The sequence below is a fragment of the Chitinophaga rhizophila genome, assembly GCF_019492185.1.
GTDB lineage: Bacteria > Bacteroidota > Bacteroidia > Chitinophagales > Chitinophagaceae > Chitinophaga > Chitinophaga rhizophila.
Genome location: NZ_JAICCF010000003.1, coordinates 591,180 through 617,456, shown reverse-complemented (window position 1 = coordinate 617,456; position 26,277 = coordinate 591,180). Strand labels below are relative to the sequence as shown.

The following is a 26,277-nucleotide window of genomic DNA, read 5'->3' as shown; positions in this document are numbered from 1 at the left end:
TTATTTATTCTTTCTCCAATGTACCCTGCTGTTCTTTAGGATTAGGAGGATTGGAACCGTGTATACTCTTGATATAGCTGGCCAATTGAGCCAGTTGTTTGGGTGAGAAGTCATCTTTCCATGACTTCATTCCTTTTTCAGGTACACCGTATTTAATGGTCGAGAAGACTTCTTTTAGTTGTCCGCCATGCAACCAGTAATCATCTGTAAGGTTGGGACCTACAACACCCTGTCCCTCAGCGCCATGACAGGCAGCACAGTTGGCAGCAAAGAGTTTCTGTCCGCCGGCAATATCATCGGCTCCTGTGAGGAGGGTGACATTGTTTTCGTCGATATTGTTAGCGGCATTTTTAAGGTATTCTTCTTTTGCTTCTGCGGCTGCGGCTTCCGCAATAGCCAGTTCTTCCAGCTGGGAAGGTGCAGAGTGTGTTATCTGGAAGCGCCAGAAATAGACTACGGCAAACACAATGCTGAAGTAGAAGCTCCATCTCCACCAGGGAGGTGTAGGGTTGTTCAGCTCACGGATACCATCATAGTCGTGGCCCATATCCTGTTCTTCTTCAGAAGCGGCATCCAGTGACTTGGTATCATTGAGGCGTTCAAACCAGTTAACTTTCGGTTTACCGGGGATCTCTTCTTTTTTCTTCTTCTTTTTACTTTTTATACCGACCAGCACGCGCAGGGTGTATAACATACTGATGATGATCAGTATCTGTAGCGTGATCACAGAGATCAGCAGGTAAAAAGAAGTATCTGACAGTCCGGATACCACAGTAGTAGATACGGCTTTTGCCGCTTCAGTTGTTTCCTGTGCAAATACGCTATCGGCCGAAAAGAGACCGGCCAGCAGTAACACGATAGTAGCAACTGCTTTGCTTTTTTCACTTTTGATGCGGTCCCTGTAGATGTCCATGGCACTGATCACTGCGCTGCCCAGCACCACAATTGCGATAAGCAATCCAATGATAACCGTCAGTAATACAAGAGCGACAGGGTGCCACACTTCTGAAGGAGGCGCAGGTTTATATTGGGCTGCTGCCGGAAGAGTGCTCAGGAGGCACAGGGAAAAAAGAGAAAGGCCTGTTATAGTGATTGATTTCTTGTTCATAATGTTGCAATTGGAGAATAGTAAACGAGCAGCGCGTCATTAGTGATCATCCAGCGGGATATTGCGGATATGATCTATCATGCCTTTATCTGCCTTGAATGCCCAGAATGCAGCGAATATGAAGAATACTGTAAAGATGCACAGTGAACTAAGCGGATAAATACTCACGCCTGTGATAGATTCCAGATAATTGATAAACTTCATGTCTTGCTTGATTTACAATTGTTCAGATTATTGTTTCTCCGCGGTGGTATTGTTTTTAATATCAGCACCCAGACGTTGCAGGTAAGCGATAAGCGCTACGATCTCTTTATCAGGTCCTACTTCCAGCTTATCTTTCTTCAGCCTTTCTGAAATTTCAGTTGCCTGTTTCAGCATATCGGTATTTGCCTGCGTTTCAAAACCTGCCGGATAAGGAACGCCCAGTTTTCTCATGGCATTGATCATTGCAGGTGTTTTCGCCTTATCGATCTTGTCATCAAACAACCATGGATACTGTGGCATGATGGATCCCGGAGACATAGATGTTGGATCCAGCATGTGGTTGTAGTGCCATGAGTCAGGATATTTACCCCCTAATCTGGCCAGGTCGGGGCCTGTCCTTTTAGAACCCCACTGAAACGGGTGGTCATATACAAACTCACCAGCCTTGGAATATTCTCCGTAACGGGCTACCTCGTCTCTAAACGGACGGATCATCTGGGAGTGACAGGTATAACATCCTTCGCGGATATATACATCACGGCCATGCAGTTCAAGCGGAGTATATGGTTTTACACTGGTAATGGTAGGTATATTGCTTCTTACCAGGAAGGTTGGGATCATTTCCAGGATACCACCTATGCCCACAACGATCAGGCTGAATACAGCAAGCTGTATAGGTCTGCGTTCTATCCAGTTGTGCCAGTGAGACTTACCATGGGTATGAACTTCTTTGGGTAATGGTGCAGCTTCTGCAGGTTCATCGGCAACAAATGTTCCGCGGCGTACGGTTTTAGCAACGTTTACGATCATCAGTATAACGCCGGATATGTATAACAGACCACCTAATCCACGTAATGCGTACATTGGAACTACCGTATTCACTGTTTCCAGGAACTGGAATTTCAGCTGTCCTTCCGGTGTAAACTGTTTCCACATCATGCTTTGTGTAAAGGCAGCCCAGTACAGTGGTACCACATAGAATATAATACCCAGTGTACCCAGCCAGAAGTGTGTATTTGCCCATTTGCGGGAATACAGTTCAGTGTTGAACATACGTGGCAGTAACCAGTAAAGGATACCGAAGGTTAGGAAGCCGTTCCATCCCAAAGCGCCTACGTGTACGTGTGCAATAGTCCAGTCGGTGTAGTGACTGATAGCATTCACATTTTTTAAGGAAAGCATCGGTCCTTCAAAAGTGGCCATACCATAACAGGTAAGCGCTACTACAAAGAATTTCAGAATAGCGTCTTCTCTAACACGATCCCATGCACCTCTCAGTGTCAGCAACCCGTTCAGCATACCGCCCCAGGATGGCGCAATCAGCATAATAGAGAAAACGGTACCCAGAGATTGTGCCCATTCAGGTAATGCGGTGTATAACAGATGGTGTGGTCCTGCCCAGATATAGATAAAGATCAGTGCCCAGAAGTGGATAATAGACCAGCGGTATGAGTACACCGGTCTGTTGGCTGCTTTAGGTACAAAGTAGTACATCAGACCCAGGTAAGGTGTGGTGAGGAAGAATGCTACTGCATTGTGTCCATACCACCATTGTACCAGTGCATCCTGTACGCCTGCATACCAGGAGTAACTTTTCAGGAAGGATATCGGCATCTCAAAGGAGTTAACAATGTGTAGCATTGCGATTGCTACCCATGTACCGATGTAGAACCAGATGGCCACATAAAGGTGTGTTTCACGACGACGCAGGATGGTACCCAGCATGTTAGCGCCAAACACCACCCATATCAGGGTAATAGCAATGTCGAAAGGCCACTCCAGTTCTGCGTATTCTTTACCGGTAGTATACCCCATCAGTAAGGTCAGTGCGCCACCGGCAATGATAGCCTGCCATCCCCAGAAGTGTATTTTGCTCAGCAGATCGCTGAACATGCGGGCTTTACATAACCGCTGTAGTGAATAATACACCCCCATGAAGATGCCATTACCGACAAAGGCGAAGATGACAGCATTGGTGTGTACTGGCCTGAGACGGCCGAATGTTGTTGGTGCATAGGCGAGATTAAGGTCAGGCAGCACAAGCGCCAGCGCAGCCCACAGTCCGGCCAGCATGCCGACCAGCCCCCAGCCGATACAGGCGTATGCAAACCATTTCACGGTACGGTTATCGTACGAAAATTTTTCGAGAGACATGTTTGTTCAATTACGAATTATAAGAGATGCGTTGCTAGTAGATATGAGGTGTATTAGTTTTTGCAGATGCGTGATTTGCAGTTAATATTCGTACATGCATTCCCTGACTTGCAGGTAGAAGTTTCAGCAGGTTTTGTTTCGAACAGCACACGGTGCGCAGGAGAGAAATTATCTTCAAATTGCCCGTTCCTTACTGACCATATAAAAGCCGCCAGGAAGAAGATTGCCACCAGCAGGCTGGCTCCGAGAAGGATGATGATCACGCTCATAGTAATTGGTTTTAATTTCCATGAACAAAGCTAGCCTGTTGCTGTTGCGGGTACGATGATGCTGCTCAACCGGTATACTGATTCATATCATGATCTGTTCATCCACTCGCTCAGTGCATATGTCAGCAACACGATACTGATAGAGCTGGCAGGCATGAGTATCGCGGCCGTCAGCGGAGAAAGAATACCCTGTACGGCAAAGAATAGTCCGATGAAGTTGTAAAGAAGGGAGATGATAAACGTAATGATGATAATACGCCGGTTATTGGTACATGTCCGGATCAGCCGGGGTAATTGTACCAGTTGTGCGGCTTCAAGTATGCCATCACTTGCAGGAGTAAAATTGTTACTGCTTTCTGTCAGAGAAATACCTACGTCACTTTGTTTTAGTGCGCCGGCGTCATTTAATCCGTCGCCGATCATTAATACATGATGGCCTTGCCGCTGTAAAGTAATGACATAATTGAGTTTGTCAGCCGGCTGTTGTGCAAAGTGAAGACTTGCCCCAGGACCCATGATCTGCTGCAGATAATTACCCTCAGCATCATTGTCGCCGGATAGCAGGGATAGTTTATACCGTTGCTGCAGCTGTTGCAGCAACTCCTGTATCCCTTCCCTATATTGATGACGGATAATAAAACGCCCTGCCGGTTGACCATCAATAGTTACATATACAGTACTACCATCCGTATGGGGCTTATTTACGGCTCCTGTAAAAGTAGCGTTGCCCAGCTGTATAAAGTTATATTCCACCCATCCGCTGATGCCATTTGCCTCAATACTACGGAAGTTCCTGACAGGAAGGCGTTCGTCTTTTCCGCAGAAGGCGGCAACCATCTTACTGAGCGGATGGCTGGACTGTGCCGCCAGGGTACCAATAGCGATCAGTTTTTCGGGCGAAAGAGTATCGCCCTCGTATGAAATAGTTGCTTTTGCTTTACCTGTAAGCGTACCGGTTTTATCGAATACAATATGGTCAATAGCTGCTAGCCGCTCTATCGCATCCGCGTTACGCAGGTATAAGTGCTGCCGGCTGAGGATACGCAGAATATGTCCGTTGGTAAAAGACGCCGCCAACAGTAGCGCACAGGGGCAGGCAATGATCAGCACAGCCGTTACTGCCGGCCATATGCGAGAGGGATCATTAGCCCACCAGTAGGTAGCAGCGATTACCGCAACAGATAATACGACCCAGGTGAAATAGCGGCTAAGCATATGTATGAAGGAAGGCGCTTTTTCCTCCGGACTGCGTAATTCGTCTCTGTTCCACAGGCTGGTGAGATAGCTTTGGGCCACCTCTTTAATAGTCAGTATTTCAATATTGCCTTCAAGTTGTTTGCCACCGGCATATACAATTTCGCCGGTATTTTTATGTACAGGAACAGCTTCTCCGGTTACAAAGCTATAATCTATTACGGCATTTCCTTTTACCAGGATGCCATCCGCAGGGATCAGTTCCTGGTTGTGTATAAGGAGCGTATCATTGGTACGGATATCAGGCAGCGCTGTAGGGATTTCCTCTCCGCTTTTCAGCACAGAGACGGCAATAGGGAAATAGGCGGTGTAATCACGGTCGAAAGATAGACCCTGGTACGTCTTGTCTTGCAATATTCTGCCAATCAGCATAAAAAAGACAATACCAGTCATAGAATCAAAGTAGCCGGCTCCCGCTCCGCTGAACACATCTGTCAAACTGCGGATAAACGTGACAATAATAGCCAGTACAATTGGAACGTCAATATTCAGGAATCCTGTTTTTATGCCTCCCCAGGCAGACCTGAAGAATACCTGGGCGCTGTAAAAAAAGACGGGCAGTGAAAGTGTCAGGTTCATCCAACGGAAGAGGTGGTTCATCTTCTCATCAGAATAGCCATAACTGGAAAAATATTCAGGGAAGCTGAGCAGCATGATATTGCCGAAACAAAAGCCTGCTACACCCAGCCGGTATACCAGATCGCGTTGGATACGAGGCTTTTTCTGCCCCAGGTCCTGCAGACTGATATAAGGTTCATAGCCGATGCTGGTAAGTATTTCAGCGATACGGCGAAGGGTCGTTTCCTGCTGACGGAATACAATAAATGTCTCTTTCCGGGAGAAATTAACTGTTACCCGTTGCACGCCCGCATCCAGCCGATGGAGGTTTTCTAGTAACCACAGGCAGGAGCTGCAATGAATATGAGGAATATAAAAGGTGATATGTGTCTGATTATCATCCTGGAATTGAATCAGTTGTTGCTGTATTTTCCGGTCGTCGAGAAAAGCAAATTTGTCTTTACGTACAGGGATACGTTGTGACTGGCCGGGATTATTATTCAGGGTGTAGTAATCGCAAAGTCCGTTTTCATTCAGTATTTCGTATACCAGTTTACATCCTTCACAGCAGAAGTGATTGGTTTCCAGGACGATTTTGTCGTCCGGACAATCTTCTCCACAGTGGGTACATTGCAATCTGGTATCCGGGATAACAGTGGTTGTTGCCATGATAAACGGTTTGCTGCAAAATTACCGGCATCATGAAAAGGTGGCAATGATGGGTATCAAAGTGAGGGCTGATCTGTATCAGTGGAGATCTGTGAGGCGTGGTGGTATCTTTGTGGAAGAAACTAATCCTGCAGGTTGGCGGTCCGGGTCAGTTCTTCCGGATTAAGCAGGCGGATTTTTTTACCCTGGAGTTCTATAAGTCCGTCTTTTTTAAATTCAGATAGTAGACGGATAGCAGATTCTGTAGCTGTTCCGACGAGGTTGGCAATCTCTTCGCGGGAAAGGCGGACGTTGAGGGTGCTGCCATCCTGTTCTACCCCATAAGTTTCTTTTATAAACAGGAGTGTTTCTGCAAGGCGTTCACGCACAGGCTTTTGCGCCAGGTGTGTGATTTTAAGTTCTGCTTTTCTGAGTTCGCTGGCGAGAATGCGCATCATTTCCAGGGAAAGGCTGGCATCTTTCTGCAATATGCTCATGAAAAGGTCTTTAGGAATAAAGCAGACGGAGGAATCGTCCAGGGCTATAGCGGAAGCGGTGTAGCGCTCGGCGCTGAGCAGTGCTTTGTAACCTATAATGTCGCCGGGTTTAGCCAGACGAACGATTTGTTCGCGGCCGTCGTCTCCACAGTGGGAGAGCTTAATCTTGCCTGAATTAACGCAATAAATGCCGAACGGATAAGCGCCTTCCTGAAAAACGATCTGTCCTTTTTTGTAGGTGGTACAAACTTTCGCAGACTCAATTTCTTCCAGATTACACTTCTCTGCCTTGAATAAAATAGATCCAAAGCGGTCCTGGCAATTCGCACATGAGGCATTATGGTAAGGCGTACACATAAGTTTCAGTTGGCAAAATTACTAATTTACAGCCAAAATAAACGTACGACCTTACTACTTTGGGTATGTCACTTAAATATTATATTATATATAAGCCTTTCCAGGTGCTCACGCGTTTCGGGAAAGAAGAGGGAAAGGCCAGTCTGGCGGATCATTTCAATGTTCCGTCCGATGTTTATCCTGTCGGCAGACTGGATTACGACAGTGAGGGATTATTAATCCTGACGAACGATAAATCCCTGAATCACCGTTTGCTGGACCCTAAATTTTCGCATGAACGGGAGTATTGGGTACAGGTGGATGGTGCAGTTACGGGGGAAGCAGTTCAGCAATTGAGGCAGGGGGTTCAGATATCTATAGATGGAAAGCCCTATCAGACCCGCCGTTGTCAGGCAGAGATATTCGAGACTGATCCGGAGGTACCGGAGCGGCATCCGCCTATTCGTTTCCGTAAGTTGATTCCAGCCCCGTGGGTCAGATTGACGCTGGGGGAAGGGAAAAACAGGCAGGTCAGGAAAATGACGGCTGCTGTGGGATTCCCTACGTTGAGACTTATCCGTTACCGTATAGCCCGTATCACAGTAGATGGTCTGGAGCCAGGGCAGATGAGGGAGATGGACCGGAAGGAGATATACGGGCTGCTGTTCTGAGATAGCTGTACGGGCAGGACGTGACGGACATAGAAACGGGGCAGGCTGAAGCCGGATAGGGTTTGCCTGTACGTATTCTTTGTGCTTTGGGCTAATTTAGGTAGGTTTGTTGCCAACAAATCTCTATTATGCTGAAATCAATGACCGGCTTTGGAAGGGCGGAAATTACCAAAGGTGAAACTACGATTGTAGCGGAAGTTAAATCGCTCAATGGTAAGCAGTTTGAGGTAAACCTGAAAATTTCTCCACTGTTAAAGCCATATGAGTTTGATATCCGTAACTTAATGCAGCAGTCTCTGTTACGTGGTACGCTGGATGCAACAGTAAATATCAGGCAGAATGGAGCTACTCGTCCGGTGGTAATAAATACTGACCTGGCAAAGTATTACTATCATTCTATAACTGCGCTGGCTACAGAACTGAAGCTGCCGCAGGAAGATATGCTGAATGTACTGATGAAATTACCAGAGGTGGTTTCTCCGGCAACCGAGCAGATTTCCGAAGAAGAATGGCTGGAAGTTGAGACAGCAATCAGACAGGCTGTATCTGACCTGGACGCACACCGTGTGGATGAGGGACAGATGCTGGCTGCCGACCTGCTGCTGCGTATAGAGAATATCGGAACCTATTGTGCAAAAGTGCGTGAACTGGACCCATTGCGTAAAGATAAAGTACGTCAGCGCCTGGAAAGTCTGCTGGCAGAACATGTGGGTAAAGAGAATGTAGATGAGAACCGCCTGGAGCAGGAACTGATTTTCTATCTGGAAAAGCTCGATATTTCGGAAGAGCTGGTACGACTGGAGAACCATTGCCGTTATTTCAAAGAAATACTGGCGGATGCTGATCCGGCTAAAGGTAAAAAGTTAGGTTTCGTATTGCAGGAAGTGGGCAGAGAGATCAATACTACCGGTTCCAAAGCAAATGATGCCAGCATCCAGCAATGGGTGGTACTGATGAAGGATGAATTGGAGAAAGCAAAAGAGCAGGTACTGAATGTCCTGTAAGCGGATCTTTCAGTCTTCATGTATAAAAAGTATTTTCAATAAAGTATGAATAAACGCTGCCGGATGATGGTGGTCGCAGGAATGTTGTTAGCAGCAGCCTCCTGTCAGCCCCTGACAATGGACACCTATGAAAAGAACCTGGATATTCCGGGACATGAGTGGGCTTATGCTGACAAGCCCGTTTTTGAGGTTACCGTGCAGCCTCAGGATACGGCATACCTTTATAACATTTATGTGAATGTAAGGCATAAGGACTCCTACCCTTATAGCAATATCTGGTTGTTGGTTCACACGCAGTTCCCTGGAGAAAAACCGGTGGCACAAAGGGTGGAACTTCCCCTGGCTGATATGTCGGGTAAATGGCTCGGTAGCGGACTGGATGGTATGTATGTCTATGAGCACAGAATCCCCATTCAGCAGCATGCTATACTGAATAAGCCAGGGACCTACAAGTTTACTTTTGAACAAAATATGCGGCAAAATCCGTTGCCCGATATTATGAATGTAGGTCTGCGGATTGAGAAAGCCGGGTTGCGAAAAAATGAAAAAGCTATTCCGTAATATGCAGGAAGGGAGAGCCATCTCCTTTATCTATCTCTTTGTACTGGCATATACCATCCTCGCACTGGTGTGGTGGGGGGTGCTGTTGTTCAATCAAAGTGAACAGATCACCGGGTTTGAGATACAAAACCTCGTTTTACGTACTGACAGTATTGCACATCCTAAGGAATATCATGAAGAATTACAGCGTATAGAGCTCAAAGAAGAGAGACGTTCTGTCATGTTTTTTGGCGAAGGGCTGATTTTTCTGGCGATTATTTTCCTGGGAGGATTCTTCGTTTACCGGGCTATCTGGAAGCAAATGCGCCTGTCACAGCAACAGCAGAATTTTCTGATGGCGGTAACACATGAATTGAAATCGCCTATTGCTGCTGCCAAACTTAATCTTGAAACACTCCGGAAACACAAGCTGGACGAGGATAAGCGGTTAAAGCTGCTGGATAATACTATCCGGGAGACTAACCGCCTGGACCAGTTATGTAACAATATACTCCTTGCTTCCCAGATGGAATCTCAACGTTACCAGCTATTCCGGGAAGACATAGATTACTCTGAACTGCTGGAAAACGGGGTCAAGGAAATGCAGGCACGCATATCGACACATACCATACAGGCACATATTTTGCCTGATGTGTGGGTCAATGGGGATAAGTTCATGCTGCAGATCTTATTGAGTAACCTTGTGGAGAATGCTGTAAAATATGCGCCTAAGAATACCGTCATTAATGTAAGACTGGAAAGAGGAAACAATAACCAGTTAAAGCTGAAAGTGACTGACGAAGGACCAGGCATACCGGCAGACGAACGGGATAGGATATTCCTTAAGTTTTATCGTATAGGTAATGAAAATACGCGTAAGGCGAAGGGATCGGGCCTCGGATTGTTTTTGTGCAGAAAGATTGTTCAGCAGCATGGAGGTACAATTGTGGTGAAAGACAATGTACCTACCGGTGCAAGTTTTGAGATATCCTGGCCGGCATATTCCAGTCAAAGAGTGTAAATTAGTGATTGCAATTATTAACTATGAAGGAAGCTACTAAAGCATCCATACTACTGGTAGAGGACGAAGAAAACCTCCAGGAAGCGCTGAAACTCAACCTGGAACTGGAGGGATATGAAGTAACAGCTGTAGATAATGGCACCGCTGCTTTAAAGGCGGTAAAGAACGAATATTTTGACCTGATCATCCTGGATATCATGCTGCCGGAAATGGACGGCATCGCGGTTTGTGAAAATATCCGTATTCAGAATAACGAAGTGCCCATCCTGTTTCTCAGTGCCAAAAACAGTAGCGCTGACCGCGTGCTGGGGCTGAAAAAAGGTGGTGATGACTATATGACCAAGCCTTTCAACCTGGAAGAACTGCTGCTCAGAGTAGAAAAGCTGATTGTAAAAAATAAACGCATACAAGATAAGGATAGCGTATCCACCGTCTATCAATTTGGTAATAATGAGATCGACTTTGCCGCACAGGAGTGCATCGGTAAAGATGGTAAACACTATGAGCTGAGCAAGAAAGAGACGATGCTCCTGAAACTGCTGATTGAGAATAAAGGCGAAGTCGTAACCCGCGAAAAGATCCTGCAGGTGGTTTGGGGGTACAACGTCTACCCTACTACCCGTACTATTGACAACTTTATACTCAATTTCCGCAAATACTTTGAGGAAGATAGCCGTAACTCCAGGTATTTCCACTCCGTAAGAGGCGTAGGTTATAAATTTACTGAATAGCCATTGTTACCAGTTACCCTTATTTTTCGTCCGGTTGTTCTCCAAATGCTGCCTTGTAATAAATGCCCCTTTCCCGGCAACCGGAATTGACGGATATTTAACATCGGTCTTAACTACATTGCAACATTGTGCCTGATGGAGTTGTATGACTTTTTGAGGTGCTTAATATTATATCCTTTCGCAAACCTATAAAATTTTGGCTTTTTGCTCTAACATACTCAATGCAGTAGGTTGGCCGTACTGGGTGTTTTTTCTGTTGAGTTTGATAGTGATCTGCAGCGTGTTCTATCTCCGGGAGAGGCGAATCAGACAGGCTTCAACAAAAGAGATAAGCAGGCAACAGCAGCTGATACACCTGGAGATGCATGCATTTCAGGCGCAAATGGACCCGCATTTCATATTTAACAGCCTGAATGCTATACACCACTACATCCTAACCACCAGTACTGATCTTGCTTCCCTCTACCTCACCCGGTTTGCCCGGTTGATGCGCTTGCTTATCCGCAACTGCAACAAACAGTGGGTTAACCTGGAAGAAGATATAGAAGCCCTGGAACTCTATTTACAATTGGAACAGCTTAGGTTCGGCTCTCAGTTTGATTACAAAGTGGATATTGCCCCCGAGGTTTTTCAACAGGTCACCTTCATACCCCCGCTTATTATTCAGCCGTATATACAGGAAGCTATCTGGCGACGGTTACTACTACGGCCCGCGAAAAGTGGTGGTTGCCTTCATATCAGAATCAGCAGGCAGCATGAAATGTTGCATATCCGTATCGAAGATAACGGCATCAGCCAGGAACCCCTGTCTCCGGAAAGCCACCTGGCCCGGGGTATAAACATAGCAGCTGCCCGGCTCAGCGCTATCAATGAGCGTTATAATATGAGTACAGGTATCACCCAGCAGGAGTTATATAATGATTTGAAACAGCCTAGTGGTCATGTTGTTATCATTAAAATGCAGCAAGCAGCCACCAGGGAAAGCGCCATGTAACATATAAAAGTAGTACCCGCGTTAAATAAACTTTCACATCTTTACAGTAGATATTGTATATTTTGTAGACCCTCACCTATGCTTTTCTTTTGATGACAGAGGGTTCTGGGGACAAGAACTAATACAACATGCGCACTATTATCGTGGATGATGAGAAGCTCAGCAGAAGTGTTCTAAAGCTTTTGCTGGAAAAGCATTGCCCTGCAGTCAATATAGTGGCGGTTTGCGCTGACGGGATCTCTGCATTGGAGGCAATAGAAAAATATCAACCTGATCTGCTTTTCCTGGATGTGGAAATGCCGGGACTGAATGGATTTGAAGTATTGAAAGCCTGTAAAGACGCAAGCTTTTCCATTATTGTAACTACTTCACATGATCAGTATGCCCTGGATGCTATACGGCACAATGCGCTGGACTACCTGCTGAAACCCATTATAAGGGAAGATCTCATAGATGCGGTGGATAAAGCAATAGCCCGCTACCATCCAAATGGATCTGCAGATACTAAACCTGATACTTCCCTGCTGGAAGTATTGCATCAGCACCTGTATCCTGGTGAACGGCTGGCCTTGCCAAGTCACGAAGGACTACGTATGCTGCTGGTAAAAGACATACTATACTGTGCGGCTGATGGAGACACTACTCTGGTGCATCTTGTCAGCACGCCTGAACCATGTCTTGTATTCCGTTCACTGAAGGAAGTAGAAAGTCAACTGAAAAATAAAGGCTTTTTCCGGGTCCATCATAGCTATGTGGTCAATCTGAATCATATGGACCGGTATATAAAAGGAGATGGTGGGGATATTATTATGAAAGATGGTAGCTGTATTCCAGTGTCCCGCCATCGTAAGCAAGAGTTTATGGATAGGATAGAAAAGCTTTAAGCCGCAAACTACAGGCTTCTGGAGAGCTCACTCCCCTAACCGGATGCCCGTAGTTTGCGGCTTTCTACAACCTCTTGATCTCTGCACAAGCCAGCCAGCCGGTCTTGCCATCCGGCAGCGATATTTTACAGTATTCCTGGGTAGCATCAGTAACCTGTACCTTAACACCCTCATGCAATTCAAACATATCTTTACTTTCATCATCCGGTGCAGCTTTCACTTTTACCACACTGCCCATAATAATACCTTCATCGTGAGCATTGGCTGAGACATATGCGCTAATTCCCATACTCAGGTAAAACAGGAATAGCACCAATGCAGCACCGCTTACCCACTTTACCAGTACAGGCCTGAATGAAGGAGCTATCAGTAGTGTAACAAAGGCTGCAACGGCCAGCCATAATAGGATAACTGCGCCGGTTGCCCAACCATCGGGACTATGGAAATGCAGTGTGTGTAACCACCAACGCTGAAAGAACAACAAAGGCAGATCATTTACATATCCTTCTACCCGCTGGTTTGCCACTGATAGATTGTGTGTTGCTGATTTATTAAAAGGATCCCTGGCAAGCGCCATTTCATAGTTGAAAATGGCCATTCCGGTTTTATTAGCCTTATACCAGGCATTACCAGCATTAAGAAATAGTTCCGGCTGTTCATACCCCTGGTCAATCAGACCTTGATATACCGTAGCAGCTTCTGAGTACTGTTTCTGATTAAACAGTTGGTTGCCCTTCTCAAACTCCTGCTGAGGTGCTGATGCAGCTCCTGCAAGATGAGATAACAATAGAAGGGAACATATAGCAGAGAATATCTTTTTCATCGTTAATAGTTAGCAGGTTTATACAACACTTTTTGCACGCTGCAGTTCATCTTCCAGCTGGCTGATTACCTCTACGGCCTGCTGGTAGGTAACCTGCATTTTATCATTATTGTGCATAGGCGTGTACAGCGCCATCTCGCAATTGTCCAGCAGATCGAACAGCTTAACTGTATATTGCTCGCTAACCTGCTGCTGGGCAAGTCGGTCCTGGATTAGCTGTTTACTCAGATCTGCAAAAGGAACATGCAGCTTATTGCTAAGATACCCCCAGACAGCCCTGGACGTTTCTTCGTAAAAAGCTTTGTCTTTTCCTTCTTTCAGGTAGCGTGCTGCCAGTTCAAGACGTTTCAATGCTACCTTGTTAGCATACCGGTGTTTGAGGAACGCGGCATTATTTTGCTGATAGTTCTTTTTGCGGCGGTATATAATGGCTACAATCACTGCCAATACCGGTAGCAGCAGTAATATACAGAACAGCGGACTGACCAGCAGGTAGCCACCTTGCTTCACCCAATTAAGTACGCCGGTATAATTGGAGGTGATAGTATTTTTATTAACACTGAAGTCTTCCTTTTCACGTTTGGTCTGTTTACCAGGTTTTACGTGAACTGTAAATGCTTCAGAACGAACGGTCTTATAACTATTGGAAGCTACATCAAAATAAGAGAACTCCACCGGTGGGATAGTCTGATCGCCTGCTTCCTGCGGCATCAGCACGTATTCAAACTGGCGGGAACCAGATAAAGGATTGCTATTCTTCTCAATATTGTCGGTAACCTTTGGATCATATTTTTCAAAGCCTGCAGGCACTTCGACTTTCGGGCCATTCAGCAGGTTGACGTTACCCTGTCCGGAAACCACTACTTTTAGTGTAAGCGCATCATCTGTGGTCAGCTCCTTTTTGTCTAGCGTAGCTGTCAGATTAAACTTTCCTACTGCTCCGGTAAAACTTACAGGTCGATTATCTACCGGCAATGGCTTGACCGTTACTTTTACGGGCGCTGTCTGGATTTTATAGGGAACGTCTTCGTAGGTTACCTCCGGACGGTTAAAGAAGTCGTCAAAGAACGGATCGTCAAAAGGATCTTTAAGAGAGGGGTCGTTGAACAGGTCGGCAAAAGGATCTCTTGCGCGTTTATTGTTGTTCTTGACCATTTTCACTAATCTGACATGGTTGTCTACCTCTACCGGATCAAGCTCCAGGGTGCCTGACTGTAATGGAAATAATAGCGTCTTGCGGATAGTAAATACCCGGTAACGTACCCCATTCACCATTTCGTCAGAGGCCTGTGGAGGATTAGGCAATTCAATGTCTTTAGCGGAGAATCCTTTGAATGCCGGCACCTTTGTTACACTGGAGTTGGTAGGGAGCCGGGTATATAGCTTATAAGTAGCAGTGAGCTGTTCCCCCTCGTACAGAGTGGTTTTGTCTACGTCTACTTTAACGAAAATATTCTTCTTGAGTTTAGCATTTACATCTTCCCCGTTTTTCAAAACGCCTTCCATCTCATCTTGTTGTGATTGGGAACGCGGCGAGCGGGATGGGGGGTAGCCGTTACCTCCCTGTGGTACTGCCTGCTGCTGATTTTGATTACCCCGGGCTGCACCGGACTTCACAACCTCAATAGTTACGGGGTTGGAACGTACTACGTTACCATTGGAACGGGCGGTGGCTCCTGGTAGGGTAAAATTACCTACCCTCCTTGCCTGGATAACATAGATCAGGGCAATATACTCTGAGCGTCGTCCATTCATAATAGACTGACCCTGCATCTGAGAGGGACCCTGTAATATTTCAAAATCATTAAAAGCCGGAGGCGTAAAACTGGAAACATTAGGAGCATTTTCCAGCATGAACTGTATCTGAAACGGTTCATCCAGTGCTACCTTATTACTGCTGACAGTGGTAGTGAACCTAAATTCCTGCGCCTGCAGGCACGTGATAGCGCCCAGACAGAAGAACAGGGATAATACAAACTTCCTTATACTAACAGTTGCGACGTTCATAATGCAAAACAAATTTAACCAAAGCCAGCCCTGTTGGCGCTGAACAGCCAGTTAAAAGTTAGTTAAAAAAATTATTTATATAAGCCCGGAAGTGCTTGCTGGTGAAGGATTTATGATATGTCCCCCAGCATTGGCCGCATGATTACCTCTTCCACTACTGCTTGCTCTGACAGGGTATAAGCGCTCCATAACAGGTTGGCCACATCTTCGGGCTCCATCAATCTGCCGGGGGGAGCTTCAAAGCCTTCCCATGAAGCAGTAAGGGTTGGACCAGGGCTGAGTGAGGTAACTTTTACATTGTGGCCTTTTAATTCTTCTCTTAGATTTCTGGAGAAACCAAGCAGGGCAAACTTAGTGATGCTGTATGCACCGCCATTAGGGTAAGACGTGTAGCTGGCAGTTGAACACATGTTAAAAATGTGCCCTTTTTTGTTTGCTTTCATGTTAGCTAACAATTGTCTGGTAAGGTGATATGCACTATATACATTGGTAGCCATCAAATTTTCGAGCAAACCATCCTCCTGCTCATGCAAAGAGCCTGGTATGAAGAGACCGGCATTGTTAACCAGTATATGCACCGGAGAAAAGGTGGACTTGATCCGGTCTGCAAATGCTATCACTTCGTCTTTTTTGCCCATATCTACAGGTATGGCCAGAACCTGAATATCAGGGTTAACTGCCTGAATATCAGCTTGAGCTTTCTCCAGGGTGATTGGGTTTCTGGCGCAGATAGCTACATTAAATCCTTCTTTGGCCAGCTTTATTGCTATAGCCTTGCCTATTCCTTTACTTGCGCCGGTAATAACTGCGTTCATATCTGTTGGTGATTAAAGAACACGGAAAATAGTAAAAAATGCGCTTCCCTACGTATTGAGTATCTTTGCAACTGTCAAGGAGTGTTAGCAAATGAAATACAAGCATATATTTTTCGACCTGGACCACACATTATGGGACTTTGAGACAAACGCAGGCCTGGTGCTGGAACAACTGTATCTCACACATAAACTGGAAGGACGCGGTGTTCCTACGTTTAAAGATTTCCAGACTACCTATATGGTACACAATGATAAGCTGTGGGATCGCTTCCGTAAGGGGTACATCACCAGAAATGACCTGCGTACCAAACGATTCAGGCTGACGCTGCTGGACTTCAAAATAGGGGATGAAAAGTTGTGTGAAGCATTGGGAACACAGTTCCTGGAAGAACTGCCTGCTCAGACGGCCCTCTTCCCACACGCAAAAGAAGTACTGGAGTACCTGGCTGCTAAGGGCTATCCTATCCATATGATTACCAACGGGTTTGAAGAAGTTCAGTTCCGGAAGATGAAAAGTTCGGGCATTGATCACTTCTTTACGCATGTGATTACCTCGGAATCAGCCGGTAGTCTTAAGCCTTACAGAGAAATATTCGATTATGCTGTAACAAAAGCCGGTGCGACCGCTGATTCTAGTATAATGATCGGGGATGCCCTGGAGATAGATATTCTGGGCGCACATAATGCAGGGATTGACCAGGTATATTTTAACAACCTGATACCAGTAACCGGCAATCTTAAGCCAACTTACGTTATTAATAGCCTGCACGAGCTGAAAGCTATTCTCTAAAATAGCTGCTGAATAAGAAAGTCCCGTCTCTGCCGCCAATGGCGAAAGAGACGGGACTTTTAGCTGAAAAGTAAGATGGTTATTTTCCTGCTGGTTTGGCTGCTGGAACAGCCTGTGCTGGTGTTGCCGGTTTAGCGGTAGCAGTACGTATTGCTGCCGTTTTTGAAGGCTGTTTACAGCATGCGCTCGCTTTCTTATCTGCGCCGGCTTTCTTCTTACAACAAGCTTCAGCAACTTCTTTAGAAGGCTTCTTGCAGCAGGATTGTTCTTTTGACTTATCCTGAGCATATACAGCGGCAGCAAGGAATAGTACAGTTGTGGTGCTTATTATGAATTTCTTCATGACTGGGTTTATACTACTAAATATAGTCAATTATATGGTAGCAATCACAGTCTGACCCCCACGTACTACCTGTTCCAGTTCAACTGATACAGGAGTACCTACTGGCAGGTAGATATCAACCCTGGAGCCAAATTTAATAAAGCCCAGTTCCTCATTCTGCGTTACCTGCATACCTGGTTTCAGATAGTTTACAATACGGCGGGCAAGTGCACCTGCAATCTGTCTTACCAGGATGTCAGTTTTACCGTTCCCGATCACTACTGTGTGGCGTTCATTTTCAGTAGAAGATTTAGGGTGCCATGCTACCAGGTATTTACCTGCATGGTACTGGGATAATTTTACCTGTCCGCTAATAGGATTTCTGTTCACATGCACATTCGCCGGGCTCATAAAGATTGATACCTGCAGACGTTTGTCTTTGAAATACTCAGGCTCATAGGTCTCTTCAATTACCACAACTTTACCGTCACAAGGTGCAATGACCAGCGATTCGTCCAGTTTCATGTCTCTTTTCGGAATACGGAAGAAAGAAATGATAAAGAGGAATAATACGAGGGAAAAACCTGCCACTATTCTACAAAGCAGCGGCATATGTCCCAGGAAGTAGAAAACTGCGCCGTTGATCAGTGCAAGGACAGCAAAAGTCAGTAAAATGGAAGCTAATCCTTCTCGATGGATCTTCATTGTTGTTGTGTTATTTTATGCGAAGTTAAATCATTGCGAAGAAATGTACATATAACCAGGCGAATGGAGCCGCCAGCAGCAAAGAATCGAAGCGATCCATAAAGCCGCCATGTCCAGGCATAATACTGCCGGAATCTTTGACGCCAGCCATACGTTTGAGTTTGGATTCGATGAGATCGCCGGCGGTACCGAATATGGCAGCTATACCTGCCAATGCGAGCCAATGTTGCAGCGCCAGATATTGTTCACCCCAGAAATGGCCATATATACCTGCGGCTGCTACTGCCAGGATCATACCTCCTACAGTTCCTTCGATTGTTTTTTTCGGAGAAATGGCAGGCGCAAAAGGTGTTCTGCCAATGAGCGAACCGACAATATAAGCCATGGTATCATTAATCCAGATGAAAGCAATCAGCAATAAAGGGATTAACCAGCCGGGGCCGGTACCAGTTGCTGTTTCTGTGAATTGGATCGTTCTGTAATTCAGGCACAGGTGAACCAGCAAGCCAAAGGACAGTGTAATATAGGCCAGTCCGAGGGCAGAATAGCCCATATTCTTCAGCTGGAAGTCTTTGCTTAGGAGAATCTCTCCAATTGGCATAATTAGCAGGAAAATGACGGTCAGCCACCAGCCCAGAAAGCCCAGAGAGAGGTTGGATGTGGAGGAGAAGTGTTCTCCTGTAAATGCCAGCATGAGGGAGCAGCTAGCTACCAGCAGCCCTGTTTTGTGCCAGCCGGAAATGTTGTTGTAATCCGGGTCTATATGACGGATCAGCTTAAAATACTCCTGTAAGGCAAAGAAGTTGATCAGAAAGAACAGCAGGAAGAAGGTGAAAGGACCATATAGTATCCCGCCTAGCATAACTGCTACAAAAACGAGTGCAGTGGCTGTACGGGTGAAAAATGTTTTCATGCAGAAAGGACAATTGTTTTAGAGATATAAGACGGTATGCCGGCAGTTGTGTCAGGACAGATTTTCCGGGTTATCTGCAAGCAGCTGGCGAGCTTCCGCTTCCTGAGAATTGTGTACGAACAATTCAGCCATACCAGGCAATGCGATGAGGTAGGCTGAGTCCTGCTTATTAACAAGAACTACGTTGATACCATGTTCCTCCAGCATCCCTTTTACAATTTCTGCCCGGAATGCCTGGTTAGTATAATAAATTTTCACCCAGTCTTTTTCCATAATAATCTGTTTGTTAGGACTAAAGTACAAATTACTTCCCGATTGAGTCAATATTGTCTTCAAAGTTATGTGAAGAAGTAAGGGAGCGTTCGGCGGGGGGAGTCTTTTTGTATAGCAGCCAGGCGGCGGTAATGGTTAATACCAGGCTACCCAATGCGAGGTACCATTGAGTTGCCTCTGCTTCCATCGGATCGGTTTTGATGACTTTTATCTGGTAAAGGTAAACCAACAGTACCTGTAGACCGTTATTAAGGAAGTGGCCAACGATAGATAGCCATAAATTACCACTCAGGTAATAGATGGTACCAAGCAGAAAGCCCAGGAGCACACGGGGCACAAAGTCCATCCATTGCATATGGATGGCGCTGAAGCAGATAGCTGTTATGACTATTGCCAGCCAGGGAACTTTCGGCATCATCCGGATAAACAGTTGCTGTACTACACCACGGAAGAAGAACTCTTCTGCTATGGCCGGTATTACAGCTATCATGATAAGATTTATCAGCAGACTCGAAACGTCGGGCATGATAAGCAGCACACGGGTAAGCGCTTCTGTCTGTTTTTCGGCTTCCCTGAGCGCCGGAGAGAATGGCCAGGAGTGGTTCCATTCTGCTATGTAGCTAACTAGCGGAAGTGCCAGCAACATGATCAATAGTGATAATATGACGGGCAGGAAATGCAGTTTACGGTCTATACGCAGCCAGCTTGCTGGCCGATCGAAACTTAGCCAGGCAAAAATTACAGGAGGCAATAAATAAACTATCAAAGTATATAGAAATTGCGTTAATTTCAGATAGCCGAGAACTTTAGGGGATATAGACTGGGACGAAGCCTGTGCATCTGTCAACGCTTGCTGGAGAGAAAGAAGGGAGTAGCCGCTTATCAGCGGGAATATAGCCACCAGGAAAATAAAATACAGCATCCCGCATATCAGGAATAGCGCCATAAATGCTGCAAACTGTAAAGAGGGCGGATATTGCTTCAGTCGGCCTGTCATAGTTTAAATTTGCGTAAATTTACATTGTGAAATCGAGTTGACAATTGCTTTCCGGATTTACCGGAGGCCACAGATCAGCCACAATAGATAAAATGGTAAAGATTGGAAATATAACATTGGGCAATTTTCCGCTATTGCTTGCTCCTATGGAGGATGTTAGTGACCCGCCATTTCGTGCGGTGTGTAAAGAGAACGGTGCGGACCTGATGTATACAGAGTTTATCTCTTCGGAGGGACTTATACGTGACGCAATAAAGAGCCGGAAGAAGCTCGATATCTTTGATTATGAACGCCCTGTAGGTATTCAGATTTTCGGAGGGGACGAAGAGCCAATGGCCATGGCTGCCCAGATTGTGGAGGCTACCAATCCTGACCTGCTGGACATCAACTACGGTTGTCCGGTAAAAAAGGTGGTCTGCAAAGGTGCCGGTTCTGGTATTCTGAAAGATATTCCTAAAATGGTGAGACTGACAGCTGCCGTGGTAAAGGCCACTAAGCTGCCGGTAACCGTTAAAACCCGCCTTGGCTGGGACGATGATACCAAGAATATTGAGGAAGTAGCTGAACGTCTGCAGGACGTAGGTATACAGGCCCTTACGATTCATGGTCGTACCCGTACCCAGATGTATAAAGGAAATGCTGACTGGACGCTGATAGGAAAAGTGAAGAATAATCCACGTATCCAGATTCCTATATTCGGTAACGGAGACATATGCACCCCGGAACAAGCAATAGCTGCCCGCAATAAGTATGGAGTGGATGGCATCATGATAGGACGCGCTGCTATCGGGTATCCGTGGATATTTAATGAAATAAAGCATTTTATGAAAACAGGTGAACATTTGCCGCCGCCATCTGTTTTTGAACGGGTGGAAGTCTGTAAAAAACACCTGCGGCATTCTGTGCAGTGGAAGGGAGACATTGTGGGAATACTGGAGATGAGAAGGCACTATACCAATTACCTGAAGGGTTTACCTCATATAAAAGAGTTTAGACAGCAATTAGTAACTTGCAGTACATTGTCAGCGGTAGAAGATGTGTTAGACGCGATAGCATTGCATTACAAAGATCACATAATTGAAAGGACATCCCCCCTTACTGACCAAAACCTACTGCCAGCAAAGAATGAAGTAGCAGATTGTAACGTTTGCGGATAAACCCCAGGTTCAACTATTAAATTTCTTTCACATGGCCACGATTAAAAATCTGAAAAATGAAGTCTGGAAAGACTTGCAGATTAAAAATAAGTCTGCCCTGCGTAAAAAGTACGCAGTATCTAACATGGGAAGAGTGATCAGCTATTATGAGGACATTTCAGACGGGAAGTTGTTGTCCGGTTCGACGGTAGAAGGCTATACGGTATTAAACGTGAAGCCAGCGGACAGTTATCAGTCCCTTTACCTGCACCGGGAAGTAGCAAAGTTATTTAATAAGAAGCCGGGACGTAATTACAAATTTGTGATCCACATGGATTACGACAAAAAGAACAATAAAGCCACTAACCTGCAATGGGCAACCAAAGAAGAAATGGAAGCGCACCAGCAGTTTAGCCCCGCCAAGCTGGCCTATAAGGAAAAACAGCGTAACAGGGTAAAAGGGCTAAAGCTGAACATTACTAAAGTAAAAAGTATTAAACGCCTGCTGGCAAAACCTGGTAGGAAAACTATGAAGCAGATTGCTGAACAGTTTGATATCAGTGAAATGCAGCTCTACCGTATCAAAAGCGGAGAAAACTGGAGCCATGTAACATTGGATTAAAGCCTGGTTTACCAGGAATGATCATATGATGTTGTCTGACATACGGCCATCTGTTTTGTGACAGGTGGCTTTTCTTTACCCACAAACAATGATGCTATCCAGCAGTCCTTTATAATGATCGCTTGCACGCAATACTGGTTCATACCCCATAATAATCACCTGATGCCGTGCCCGCGAAAGGGTTACTAACAGTTTTCTGTCTACCTCTACCCTGTCATCCTCCCAGTGAAATACGCCCAGGTTTTCCAATAAGCCTAGTTGTACCGGATGATATACCGCCAGCGAGACAATGATGATATCATTTTCTGCTCCCTGAAACCGTTCTGCCGTATCGATATTTACTGCCTGTAATTGCTCATCATCTCCTATCAGCTCTTTGATTAAACTGATCTGGGTGCGCCAGGGTGTGACCACACCCACTGTTTCCCTGGTAAAACCTTGTCCGTACTGGTTACGCAAGTAGTGTAGCAGGGAAACTACCCGGTGAGCTTCCGTCCGATTCATTTTGGAAGTAGGTTCAAGTGGGCTTGGTATAAATAACGTACGTCCCCTGGCGAGAATCCGGGCCCAGTCTTCTGTACCTGTGTGGGCATTGGTATCATAAGGGTAAGACTGGTCAGCACTGCCGGCTGAAAGCTGGCCCGCATAGTAATGATTAATCAGTGAAGCAATATCTGTATGCATACGGAAGTGGGTATTGAGCATACCCCAGGCATAATGCCATTGCTGCTCCTTACAACGCCTGATTAACCGCTCAAACAGTGTACATCTCAGATCGGTAATGCCGGCTCTGTTTAGTAAGTTATTCTGAGTATGACAGAACAGATCGTCTTGGGCTACCACTGGAGGCAGCTGGTTCTGATCCCCGATCAGAATAAACTTCCTGAAAGGCATTAGTAAGCCCAGTAACTGAGGTTCTGTCAACTGAGAGGCTTCATCTGCGATTAGAATATCTGTTTTTACCCCCAGCATCTGTAGCAAGTGAAGACGCGTTGCCATGGTTGCTACAGTGCCTACAAATACCTTTTGCTGGAGGATAAACTGCGCCGCCCCGGCTATGTCTCCATCCAGGCAGTACTGACGTAAGCGGTTTTCTGCGGCAGATCGGCGACTGCCCATACGCAGGTGGGCAATTCCCCTATTATCAAGTTTGCGGCATATCTCCTCTACTGCCCTATTGGTGAATGCCACTATGATCGTTTGAGTATCGGTTGCGGCTAACACACTTACCAAGGCTGTCAGCAATGCAGAAGTTTTTCCGGTACCAGGAGGGCCCTGTATCAGATAGTAATCCTGTGCATCCAGTGCAGCCTGCAAAATTGCCTGCTGGTTGTTGTTGAACATCTGTGGGACAGGAATGGCCGAAGGTGCTGTCTGAGGTGCCTGTTGCCCCATCAGTACCTCCATTTTGCGGCCGAAGCGAGGCTCCAGTACATGGAAAAGTGCAGTAGCAGCTATCCAGTAGTTGGATTCATAAATGTCATGTTCGATTGCCCATAATTCCTGCTGTGCAAAGAAGTCATGGCCAATCTGCCGGTTATTCAGTGAAAATATTAGCCGGTCTTTTGACATATCATCTATCCTTCCCTTCAGTACCTGATGCTGTAATGGGAATAATCCATCCGGAGATCGTGGATAGATAATAGCAGTATCTCCCGGCCGGAAGTTGTGATTGACAGGTATATGCATGTTAAATACCACCGTACTGCTATCAGTGTCGAAATGCCGGAACTGTAGTCCGGGCATTATATTGAACCGATCCAGCTTTTCCTGTTCATGCAATAGCCACAGAGCAGCAAAGCCTTCTGCGTCTTCTTCTCTATCAGGCGCAGCATACATGCCACATTTGGCCAAAAGGTATTCCCGCAGCAGGAATGACAGGAATTGCTGGTAGTAGGTACGTAGCAGCGGACTCGCTTTTGAATATACTTCCTGAAAGGCAGTAAAGTGAACGATGTTGAAAGGGGGTAATCCTTCAGCTGCCTCCTCCGTAATCTGATCCAGGATATCATATTCACCGGCCGCAAGTCGCAACAGTTGCGATACGATTTCATTCCTGAGAGCCAGCAGCTCATTTTCTCCCTGGCGGGTGGTGCTTACGTTGCGTAGCGGTGTATCAGTGGCAGCAGAATATAGAATGGCCGAGCTGCCCCGTCGCTCATTCCCAAAAGCTGACTGTAGTAGGAGGTTGTATCCAACTACCTGCATTTCATGATTTTTCCAGGCTCCATATTCCGGACTACGCCCACTCTTTAACTCGAATATCTCCTTTCTCAAAGGGTCCTTTTCATCCTCAGCAAGGATATCAAGCCGACCCTGTAATCCATACAGAGCGGAAAAGAACGTAGGCTCTATCCTTACCGGCCTGTCGTGCATTTCTGCTGATGATTGGAGCAGGTTAGGCCAGTGAAGTCCGCGGATATCGGTAAACATTTTATTGAGTTCCTCCTTGCCGTAGGCGGCGGCCTGCAATACGTGATCTGCAACAGCTTCTACAAACGATTGACGTAGTTCCATCCTGGGATTACGTAACACATTATCCAGGAGGGAGTTAACCACATTTCCTTTGAAAGCGGCGATACCAGGCGTTTGTGGTACCAGCTTCCTTACAAGATAAAGTAGCCTGTGAGCACCTTGTCTGCCGAAACATTCAGCCAGGTCGCTGATATCAATCAGCAAATCAGGTTCAAGAATGATGCGCGTCATACTGACTGCTTCATAGATTCCCGGCGCTTCGCTTTTGCTGCATTCTAGCACATGAATGGTATCGTAGGGCCTTAGCTGCTGATGCAGTAGCGTAGCATGGGTATAAACACTTTCGGAGATGATCAGCTGGAAGGCGCCGAGGTCGTCATTGCGGCAATCCAGCATAAAGTAGGGAGCATGGCCTGGTTTCTTTTGCAGCACTCCTACCTGTGTGATCAGGCATTTTACCTGGGCTATCAGTGTGGCGGCGTGCTGTGGGGCGTAAGAGAGGATCTTGCCTTCTACCGGGCTACACCGGGTCTCCAGCGTAGCGGGAATAATCTCCTGGTAAAAATGCTGTATCGCGTCTGCCATGGTACGGACGCAGATGAGCGCCAGTTCCTCATCCGCCTTCAGTGTACCAATAATAGCTTTATGTGTCAGGATGCGAAGAACGGTCAATTGTTCCTGCACAGCGGCTGGCACTGTGTATTTATCAAAAAAGAACTGCATCCGGGCAAACAGATTGCCGAAGCTGCGGGATTCTTCCCTGGTAAGATGCCGGAACAGCTGTTCCAGCAATTGTCGAAGTTGCCGTATGATCTCTACAGGTGACTGTCTGTCTGAAATTTCCAGCAGGCGCATATAACAGGCCTGTCCTGTAAGCTGATGCAAGGAAGCATTGGTCTTATTCACTGACATATTAATGGGCAGTCATCGATCATTAACACTTGTTAATGACGATGCAAACGGCAATATAAGTAAAAACAACTTAGGCGGCCTTGCGCGGCTTGGTATTCCGATGTTCTGCCCTGAATAACCACGGCGCTACAGGTTTGCTTTGTGACCATAGACCCAGTTTTTGCCGCTTGGCTGTTGCCTGTGCTGCTGCCAATGGGGCACTCTTTGAATATTCTGTATAGTGCCAGGCATATCCGTCAGAAATCATTCTTCCATTGATGTATTGTCCGTCAGCACTATATACGTCTCCTATCCAGCGCTGATATTTGTCCTTACGTAACAATTCTACTGTAACGGTTTTGTTGAAACAAAGATTTGACAAGGCCTGTTTGCTTTTCTGATAGAAGTCCTGCCCTTTTTCAGGAGCGTCAATAGCACTGAGACGTATCTTGTAGGTGATTTTATTTACGAGTAGTTCAAAGGTATCGCCATCCATAATACGCACTACTTTACCTTTCACTTTTTTTGGCGGGTCGGCAGCAATCGATAGTTGAGTAGATAGGCATAGGATAAGGCATGACACCACACAATAAAAAACTTTCGGCATTACACGCTGTATTTAGGGATGCGAAGTA

The 26,277-nt window shown here is 46.0% G+C and carries 26 protein-coding genes; 10 read left to right on the top strand and 16 right to left on the bottom strand.

Features of this window, described 5'->3' with window-relative positions; translation table 11 throughout:
- Nucleotides 1-4: 4 nt before the first annotated feature.
- From K1Y79_RS17035 to K1Y79_RS17010, 6 genes are all read right to left on the bottom strand, one after another.
- Complete coding sequence (locus tag K1Y79_RS17035) at nucleotides 5-1,108, bottom strand: cbb3-type cytochrome c oxidase N-terminal domain-containing protein (RefSeq protein WP_220251370.1); 1,104 nt, start codon at nucleotides 1,106-1,108, stop codon at nucleotides 5-7.
- Nucleotides 1,109-1,147: 39 nt separating this feature from the next.
- Nucleotides 1,148-1,312, bottom strand: coding sequence for a CcoQ/FixQ family Cbb3-type cytochrome c oxidase assembly chaperone (locus tag K1Y79_RS17030; protein ID WP_220251369.1), 165 nt, complete (start codon nucleotides 1,310-1,312; stop codon nucleotides 1,148-1,150).
- A gap of 27 nt (nucleotides 1,313-1,339) precedes the next feature.
- Nucleotides 1,340-3,466 carry a cytochrome-c oxidase, cbb3-type subunit I gene (ccoN, locus tag K1Y79_RS17025; RefSeq protein ID WP_220251368.1) on the bottom strand — a complete coding sequence of 709 codons (2,127 nt, stop codon included), beginning with the start codon at nucleotides 3,464-3,466 and terminating at the stop codon, nucleotides 1,340-1,342.
- A gap of 53 nt (nucleotides 3,467-3,519) precedes the next feature.
- Nucleotides 3,520-3,735 (bottom strand): cbb3-type cytochrome oxidase assembly protein CcoS, encoded by a 216-nt coding sequence (ccoS, locus tag K1Y79_RS17020; protein WP_220251367.1) that lies wholly within the window; start codon nucleotides 3,733-3,735, stop codon nucleotides 3,520-3,522.
- A gap of 87 nt (nucleotides 3,736-3,822) precedes the next feature.
- Complete coding sequence (locus K1Y79_RS17015) at nucleotides 3,823-6,216, bottom strand: heavy metal translocating P-type ATPase (RefSeq protein ID WP_220251366.1); 2,394 nt, start codon at nucleotides 6,214-6,216, stop codon at nucleotides 3,823-3,825.
- A gap of 122 nt (nucleotides 6,217-6,338) precedes the next feature.
- Nucleotides 6,339-7,049: a Crp/Fnr family transcriptional regulator gene (locus tag K1Y79_RS17010; protein ID WP_220251365.1), complete on the bottom strand. Its 711-nt coding sequence runs from the start codon at nucleotides 7,047-7,049 to the stop codon at nucleotides 6,339-6,341.
- Between the two features lie 65 nt (nucleotides 7,050-7,114).
- Here K1Y79_RS17010 and K1Y79_RS17005 point away from each other — a divergent pair, with 65 nt between their 5' ends.
- From K1Y79_RS17005 to K1Y79_RS16975, 7 genes are all read left to right on the top strand, one after another.
- Nucleotides 7,115-7,699 (top strand): pseudouridine synthase, encoded by a 585-nt coding sequence (locus K1Y79_RS17005; RefSeq protein ID WP_220251364.1) that lies wholly within the window; start codon nucleotides 7,115-7,117, stop codon nucleotides 7,697-7,699.
- A 128-nt stretch (nucleotides 7,700-7,827) separates the two neighbouring features.
- Entirely contained in the window at nucleotides 7,828-8,703 is an 876-nt protein-coding gene (locus K1Y79_RS17000; protein ID WP_220251363.1) for a YicC/YloC family endoribonuclease, read from the top strand.
- 45 nt (nucleotides 8,704-8,748) lie between these two features.
- A complete protein-coding gene (locus tag K1Y79_RS16995; RefSeq protein WP_220251362.1) occupies nucleotides 8,749-9,264 on the top strand; it encodes a gliding motility lipoprotein GldH in 516 nt (171 codons plus the stop codon).
- The gene (locus tag K1Y79_RS16990) at nucleotides 9,245-10,264 is read left to right on the top strand and encodes a sensor histidine kinase (protein WP_220251361.1); all 1,020 of its coding nucleotides are present in this window, start codon (nucleotides 9,245-9,247) and stop codon (nucleotides 10,262-10,264) included. Before K1Y79_RS16995 ends, K1Y79_RS16990 begins: the two co-directional genes overlap by 20 nt.
- A gap of 23 nt (nucleotides 10,265-10,287) precedes the next feature.
- The gene (locus K1Y79_RS16985) at nucleotides 10,288-10,995 is read left to right on the top strand and encodes a response regulator transcription factor (protein ID WP_220251360.1); all 708 of its coding nucleotides are present in this window, start codon (nucleotides 10,288-10,290) and stop codon (nucleotides 10,993-10,995) included.
- 196 nt (nucleotides 10,996-11,191) lie between these two features.
- Nucleotides 11,192-11,989, top strand: a complete 798-nt coding sequence (locus K1Y79_RS16980; RefSeq protein ID WP_220251359.1) for a sensor histidine kinase — start codon at nucleotides 11,192-11,194, stop codon at nucleotides 11,987-11,989.
- Nucleotides 11,990-12,117: 128 nt separating this feature from the next.
- A complete protein-coding gene (locus K1Y79_RS16975) occupies nucleotides 12,118-12,873 on the top strand; it encodes a LytR/AlgR family response regulator transcription factor (RefSeq protein ID WP_220251358.1) in 756 nt (251 codons plus the stop codon).
- A gap of 64 nt (nucleotides 12,874-12,937) precedes the next feature.
- Here the strand turns inward: K1Y79_RS16975 and K1Y79_RS16970 are convergent, their stop codons facing one another.
- The 3 genes from K1Y79_RS16970 to K1Y79_RS16960 form a co-directional block, all read right to left on the bottom strand.
- On the bottom strand, nucleotides 12,938-13,696 hold the full coding sequence (locus K1Y79_RS16970; RefSeq protein WP_220251357.1) for an SH3 domain-containing protein: 759 nt from the start codon (nucleotides 13,694-13,696) through the stop codon (nucleotides 12,938-12,940).
- Nucleotides 13,697-13,714: 18 nt separating this feature from the next.
- Entirely contained in the window at nucleotides 13,715-15,703 is a 1,989-nt protein-coding gene (locus K1Y79_RS16965) for a BatD family protein (protein WP_220251356.1), read from the bottom strand.
- A 110-nt stretch (nucleotides 15,704-15,813) separates the two neighbouring features.
- Nucleotides 15,814-16,518, bottom strand: coding sequence for an SDR family oxidoreductase (locus K1Y79_RS16960; RefSeq protein ID WP_220251355.1), 705 nt, complete (start codon nucleotides 16,516-16,518; stop codon nucleotides 15,814-15,816).
- A gap of 91 nt (nucleotides 16,519-16,609) precedes the next feature.
- On the opposite strand from K1Y79_RS16960, the gene K1Y79_RS16955 reads away from it, so the two are divergent.
- Nucleotides 16,610-17,308, top strand: coding sequence for a YjjG family noncanonical pyrimidine nucleotidase (locus tag K1Y79_RS16955; protein WP_220251354.1), 699 nt, complete (start codon nucleotides 16,610-16,612; stop codon nucleotides 17,306-17,308).
- Between the two features lie 79 nt (nucleotides 17,309-17,387).
- Here the strand turns inward: K1Y79_RS16955 and K1Y79_RS16950 are convergent, their stop codons facing one another.
- The 5 genes from K1Y79_RS16950 to K1Y79_RS16930 are packed head-to-tail and all read right to left on the bottom strand — an operon-like array spanning nucleotide 17,388 to nucleotide 20,518.
- Entirely contained in the window at nucleotides 17,388-17,651 is a 264-nt protein-coding gene (locus K1Y79_RS16950) for a hypothetical protein (RefSeq protein ID WP_220251353.1), read from the bottom strand.
- A 30-nt stretch (nucleotides 17,652-17,681) separates the two neighbouring features.
- On the bottom strand, nucleotides 17,682-18,335 hold the full coding sequence (locus K1Y79_RS16945; protein ID WP_220251352.1) for a phosphatidylserine decarboxylase family protein: 654 nt from the start codon (nucleotides 18,333-18,335) through the stop codon (nucleotides 17,682-17,684).
- A gap of 25 nt (nucleotides 18,336-18,360) precedes the next feature.
- A complete protein-coding gene (locus tag K1Y79_RS16940) occupies nucleotides 18,361-19,248 on the bottom strand; it encodes a phosphatidate cytidylyltransferase (RefSeq protein ID WP_220251351.1) in 888 nt (295 codons plus the stop codon).
- Nucleotides 19,249-19,299: 51 nt separating this feature from the next.
- The gene (locus K1Y79_RS16935; RefSeq protein ID WP_220251350.1) at nucleotides 19,300-19,521 is read right to left on the bottom strand and encodes a putative signal transducing protein; all 222 of its coding nucleotides are present in this window, start codon (nucleotides 19,519-19,521) and stop codon (nucleotides 19,300-19,302) included.
- A 31-nt stretch (nucleotides 19,522-19,552) separates the two neighbouring features.
- A complete protein-coding gene (locus K1Y79_RS16930) occupies nucleotides 19,553-20,518 on the bottom strand; it encodes a CPBP family intramembrane glutamic endopeptidase (protein WP_220251349.1) in 966 nt (321 codons plus the stop codon).
- Between the two features lie 92 nt (nucleotides 20,519-20,610).
- Here K1Y79_RS16930 and dusB point away from each other — a divergent pair, with 92 nt between their 5' ends.
- Both dusB and K1Y79_RS16920 read left to right on the top strand, forming a co-directional pair.
- Complete coding sequence (dusB, locus tag K1Y79_RS16925; protein WP_220251348.1) at nucleotides 20,611-21,675, top strand: tRNA dihydrouridine synthase DusB; 1,065 nt, start codon at nucleotides 20,611-20,613, stop codon at nucleotides 21,673-21,675.
- Nucleotides 21,676-21,706: 31 nt separating this feature from the next.
- Nucleotides 21,707-22,276: a helix-turn-helix domain-containing protein gene (locus K1Y79_RS16920; protein ID WP_220251347.1), complete on the top strand. Its 570-nt coding sequence runs from the start codon at nucleotides 21,707-21,709 to the stop codon at nucleotides 22,274-22,276.
- A 75-nt stretch (nucleotides 22,277-22,351) separates the two neighbouring features.
- Here K1Y79_RS16920 and K1Y79_RS16915 read toward each other — a convergent pair whose 3' ends face one another.
- Entirely contained in the window at nucleotides 22,352-25,663 is a 3,312-nt protein-coding gene (locus tag K1Y79_RS16915) for a DEAD/DEAH box helicase (RefSeq protein WP_220251346.1), read from the bottom strand.
- A gap of 70 nt (nucleotides 25,664-25,733) precedes the next feature.
- Nucleotides 25,734-26,249, bottom strand: a complete 516-nt coding sequence (locus tag K1Y79_RS16910; RefSeq protein WP_220251345.1) for a thermonuclease family protein — start codon at nucleotides 26,247-26,249, stop codon at nucleotides 25,734-25,736.
- Between the last annotated feature and the right edge of the window lie 28 nt (nucleotides 26,250-26,277).

Excerpts from the sequence above, each read along its gene's own strand:
- K1Y79_RS16945 (WP_220251352.1), bottom strand. The coding sequence starts at position 18,335 with ATGAAGATCCATCGAGAAGGATTAGCTTCCATTTTACTGACTTTTGCT.
- K1Y79_RS16950 (WP_220251353.1), bottom strand. The coding sequence starts at position 17,651 with ATGAAGAAATTCATAATAAGCACCACAACTGTACTATTCCTTGCTGCC.
- K1Y79_RS16935 (WP_220251350.1), bottom strand. The coding sequence starts at position 19,521 with ATGGAAAAAGACTGGGTGAAAATTTATTATACTAACCAGGCATTCCGG.
- K1Y79_RS16995 (WP_220251362.1), top strand. The coding sequence starts at position 8,749 with ATGAATAAACGCTGCCGGATGATGGTGGTCGCAGGAATGTTGTTAGCA.
- K1Y79_RS17005 (WP_220251364.1), top strand. The coding sequence starts at position 7,115 with ATGTCACTTAAATATTATATTATATATAAGCCTTTCCAGGTGCTCACG.
- ccoS (WP_220251367.1), bottom strand. The coding sequence starts at position 3,735 with ATGAGCGTGATCATCATCCTTCTCGGAGCCAGCCTGCTGGTGGCAATC.
- K1Y79_RS16960 (WP_220251355.1), bottom strand. The coding sequence starts at position 16,518 with ATGAACGCAGTTATTACCGGCGCAAGTAAAGGAATAGGCAAGGCTATA.
- K1Y79_RS16965 (WP_220251356.1), bottom strand. The coding sequence starts at position 15,703 with ATGAACGTCGCAACTGTTAGTATAAGGAAGTTTGTATTATCCCTGTTC.
- K1Y79_RS16915 (WP_220251346.1), bottom strand. The coding sequence starts at position 25,663 with ATGTCAGTGAATAAGACCAATGCTTCCTTGCATCAGCTTACAGGACAG.
- K1Y79_RS17000 (WP_220251363.1), top strand. The coding sequence starts at position 7,828 with ATGCTGAAATCAATGACCGGCTTTGGAAGGGCGGAAATTACCAAAGGT.
- K1Y79_RS16970 (WP_220251357.1), bottom strand. The coding sequence starts at position 13,696 with ATGAAAAAGATATTCTCTGCTATATGTTCCCTTCTATTGTTATCTCAT.
- K1Y79_RS17015 (WP_220251366.1), bottom strand. The coding sequence starts at position 6,216 with ATGGCAACAACCACTGTTATCCCGGATACCAGATTGCAATGTACCCAC.
- K1Y79_RS16940 (WP_220251351.1), bottom strand. The coding sequence starts at position 19,248 with ATGAAAACATTTTTCACCCGTACAGCCACTGCACTCGTTTTTGTAGCA.
- dusB (WP_220251348.1), top strand. The coding sequence starts at position 20,611 with ATGGTAAAGATTGGAAATATAACATTGGGCAATTTTCCGCTATTGCTT.
- K1Y79_RS17035 (WP_220251370.1), bottom strand. The coding sequence starts at position 1,108 with ATGAACAAGAAATCAATCACTATAACAGGCCTTTCTCTTTTTTCCCTG.
- ccoN (WP_220251368.1), bottom strand. The coding sequence starts at position 3,466 with ATGTCTCTCGAAAAATTTTCGTACGATAACCGTACCGTGAAATGGTTT.
- K1Y79_RS16955 (WP_220251354.1), top strand. The coding sequence starts at position 16,610 with ATGAAATACAAGCATATATTTTTCGACCTGGACCACACATTATGGGAC.
- K1Y79_RS16910 (WP_220251345.1), bottom strand. The coding sequence starts at position 26,249 with ATGCCGAAAGTTTTTTATTGTGTGGTGTCATGCCTTATCCTATGCCTA.
- K1Y79_RS17010 (WP_220251365.1), bottom strand. The coding sequence starts at position 7,049 with ATGTGTACGCCTTACCATAATGCCTCATGTGCGAATTGCCAGGACCGC.
- K1Y79_RS16990 (WP_220251361.1), top strand. The coding sequence starts at position 9,245 with ATGAAAAAGCTATTCCGTAATATGCAGGAAGGGAGAGCCATCTCCTTT.
- K1Y79_RS16920 (WP_220251347.1), top strand. The coding sequence starts at position 21,707 with ATGGCCACGATTAAAAATCTGAAAAATGAAGTCTGGAAAGACTTGCAG.
- K1Y79_RS17030 (WP_220251369.1), bottom strand. The coding sequence starts at position 1,312 with ATGAAGTTTATCAATTATCTGGAATCTATCACAGGCGTGAGTATTTAT.
- K1Y79_RS16975 (WP_220251358.1), top strand. The coding sequence starts at position 12,118 with ATGCGCACTATTATCGTGGATGATGAGAAGCTCAGCAGAAGTGTTCTA.
- K1Y79_RS16985 (WP_220251360.1), top strand. The coding sequence starts at position 10,288 with ATGAAGGAAGCTACTAAAGCATCCATACTACTGGTAGAGGACGAAGAA.
- K1Y79_RS16930 (WP_220251349.1), bottom strand. The coding sequence starts at position 20,518 with ATGACAGGCCGACTGAAGCAATATCCGCCCTCTTTACAGTTTGCAGCA.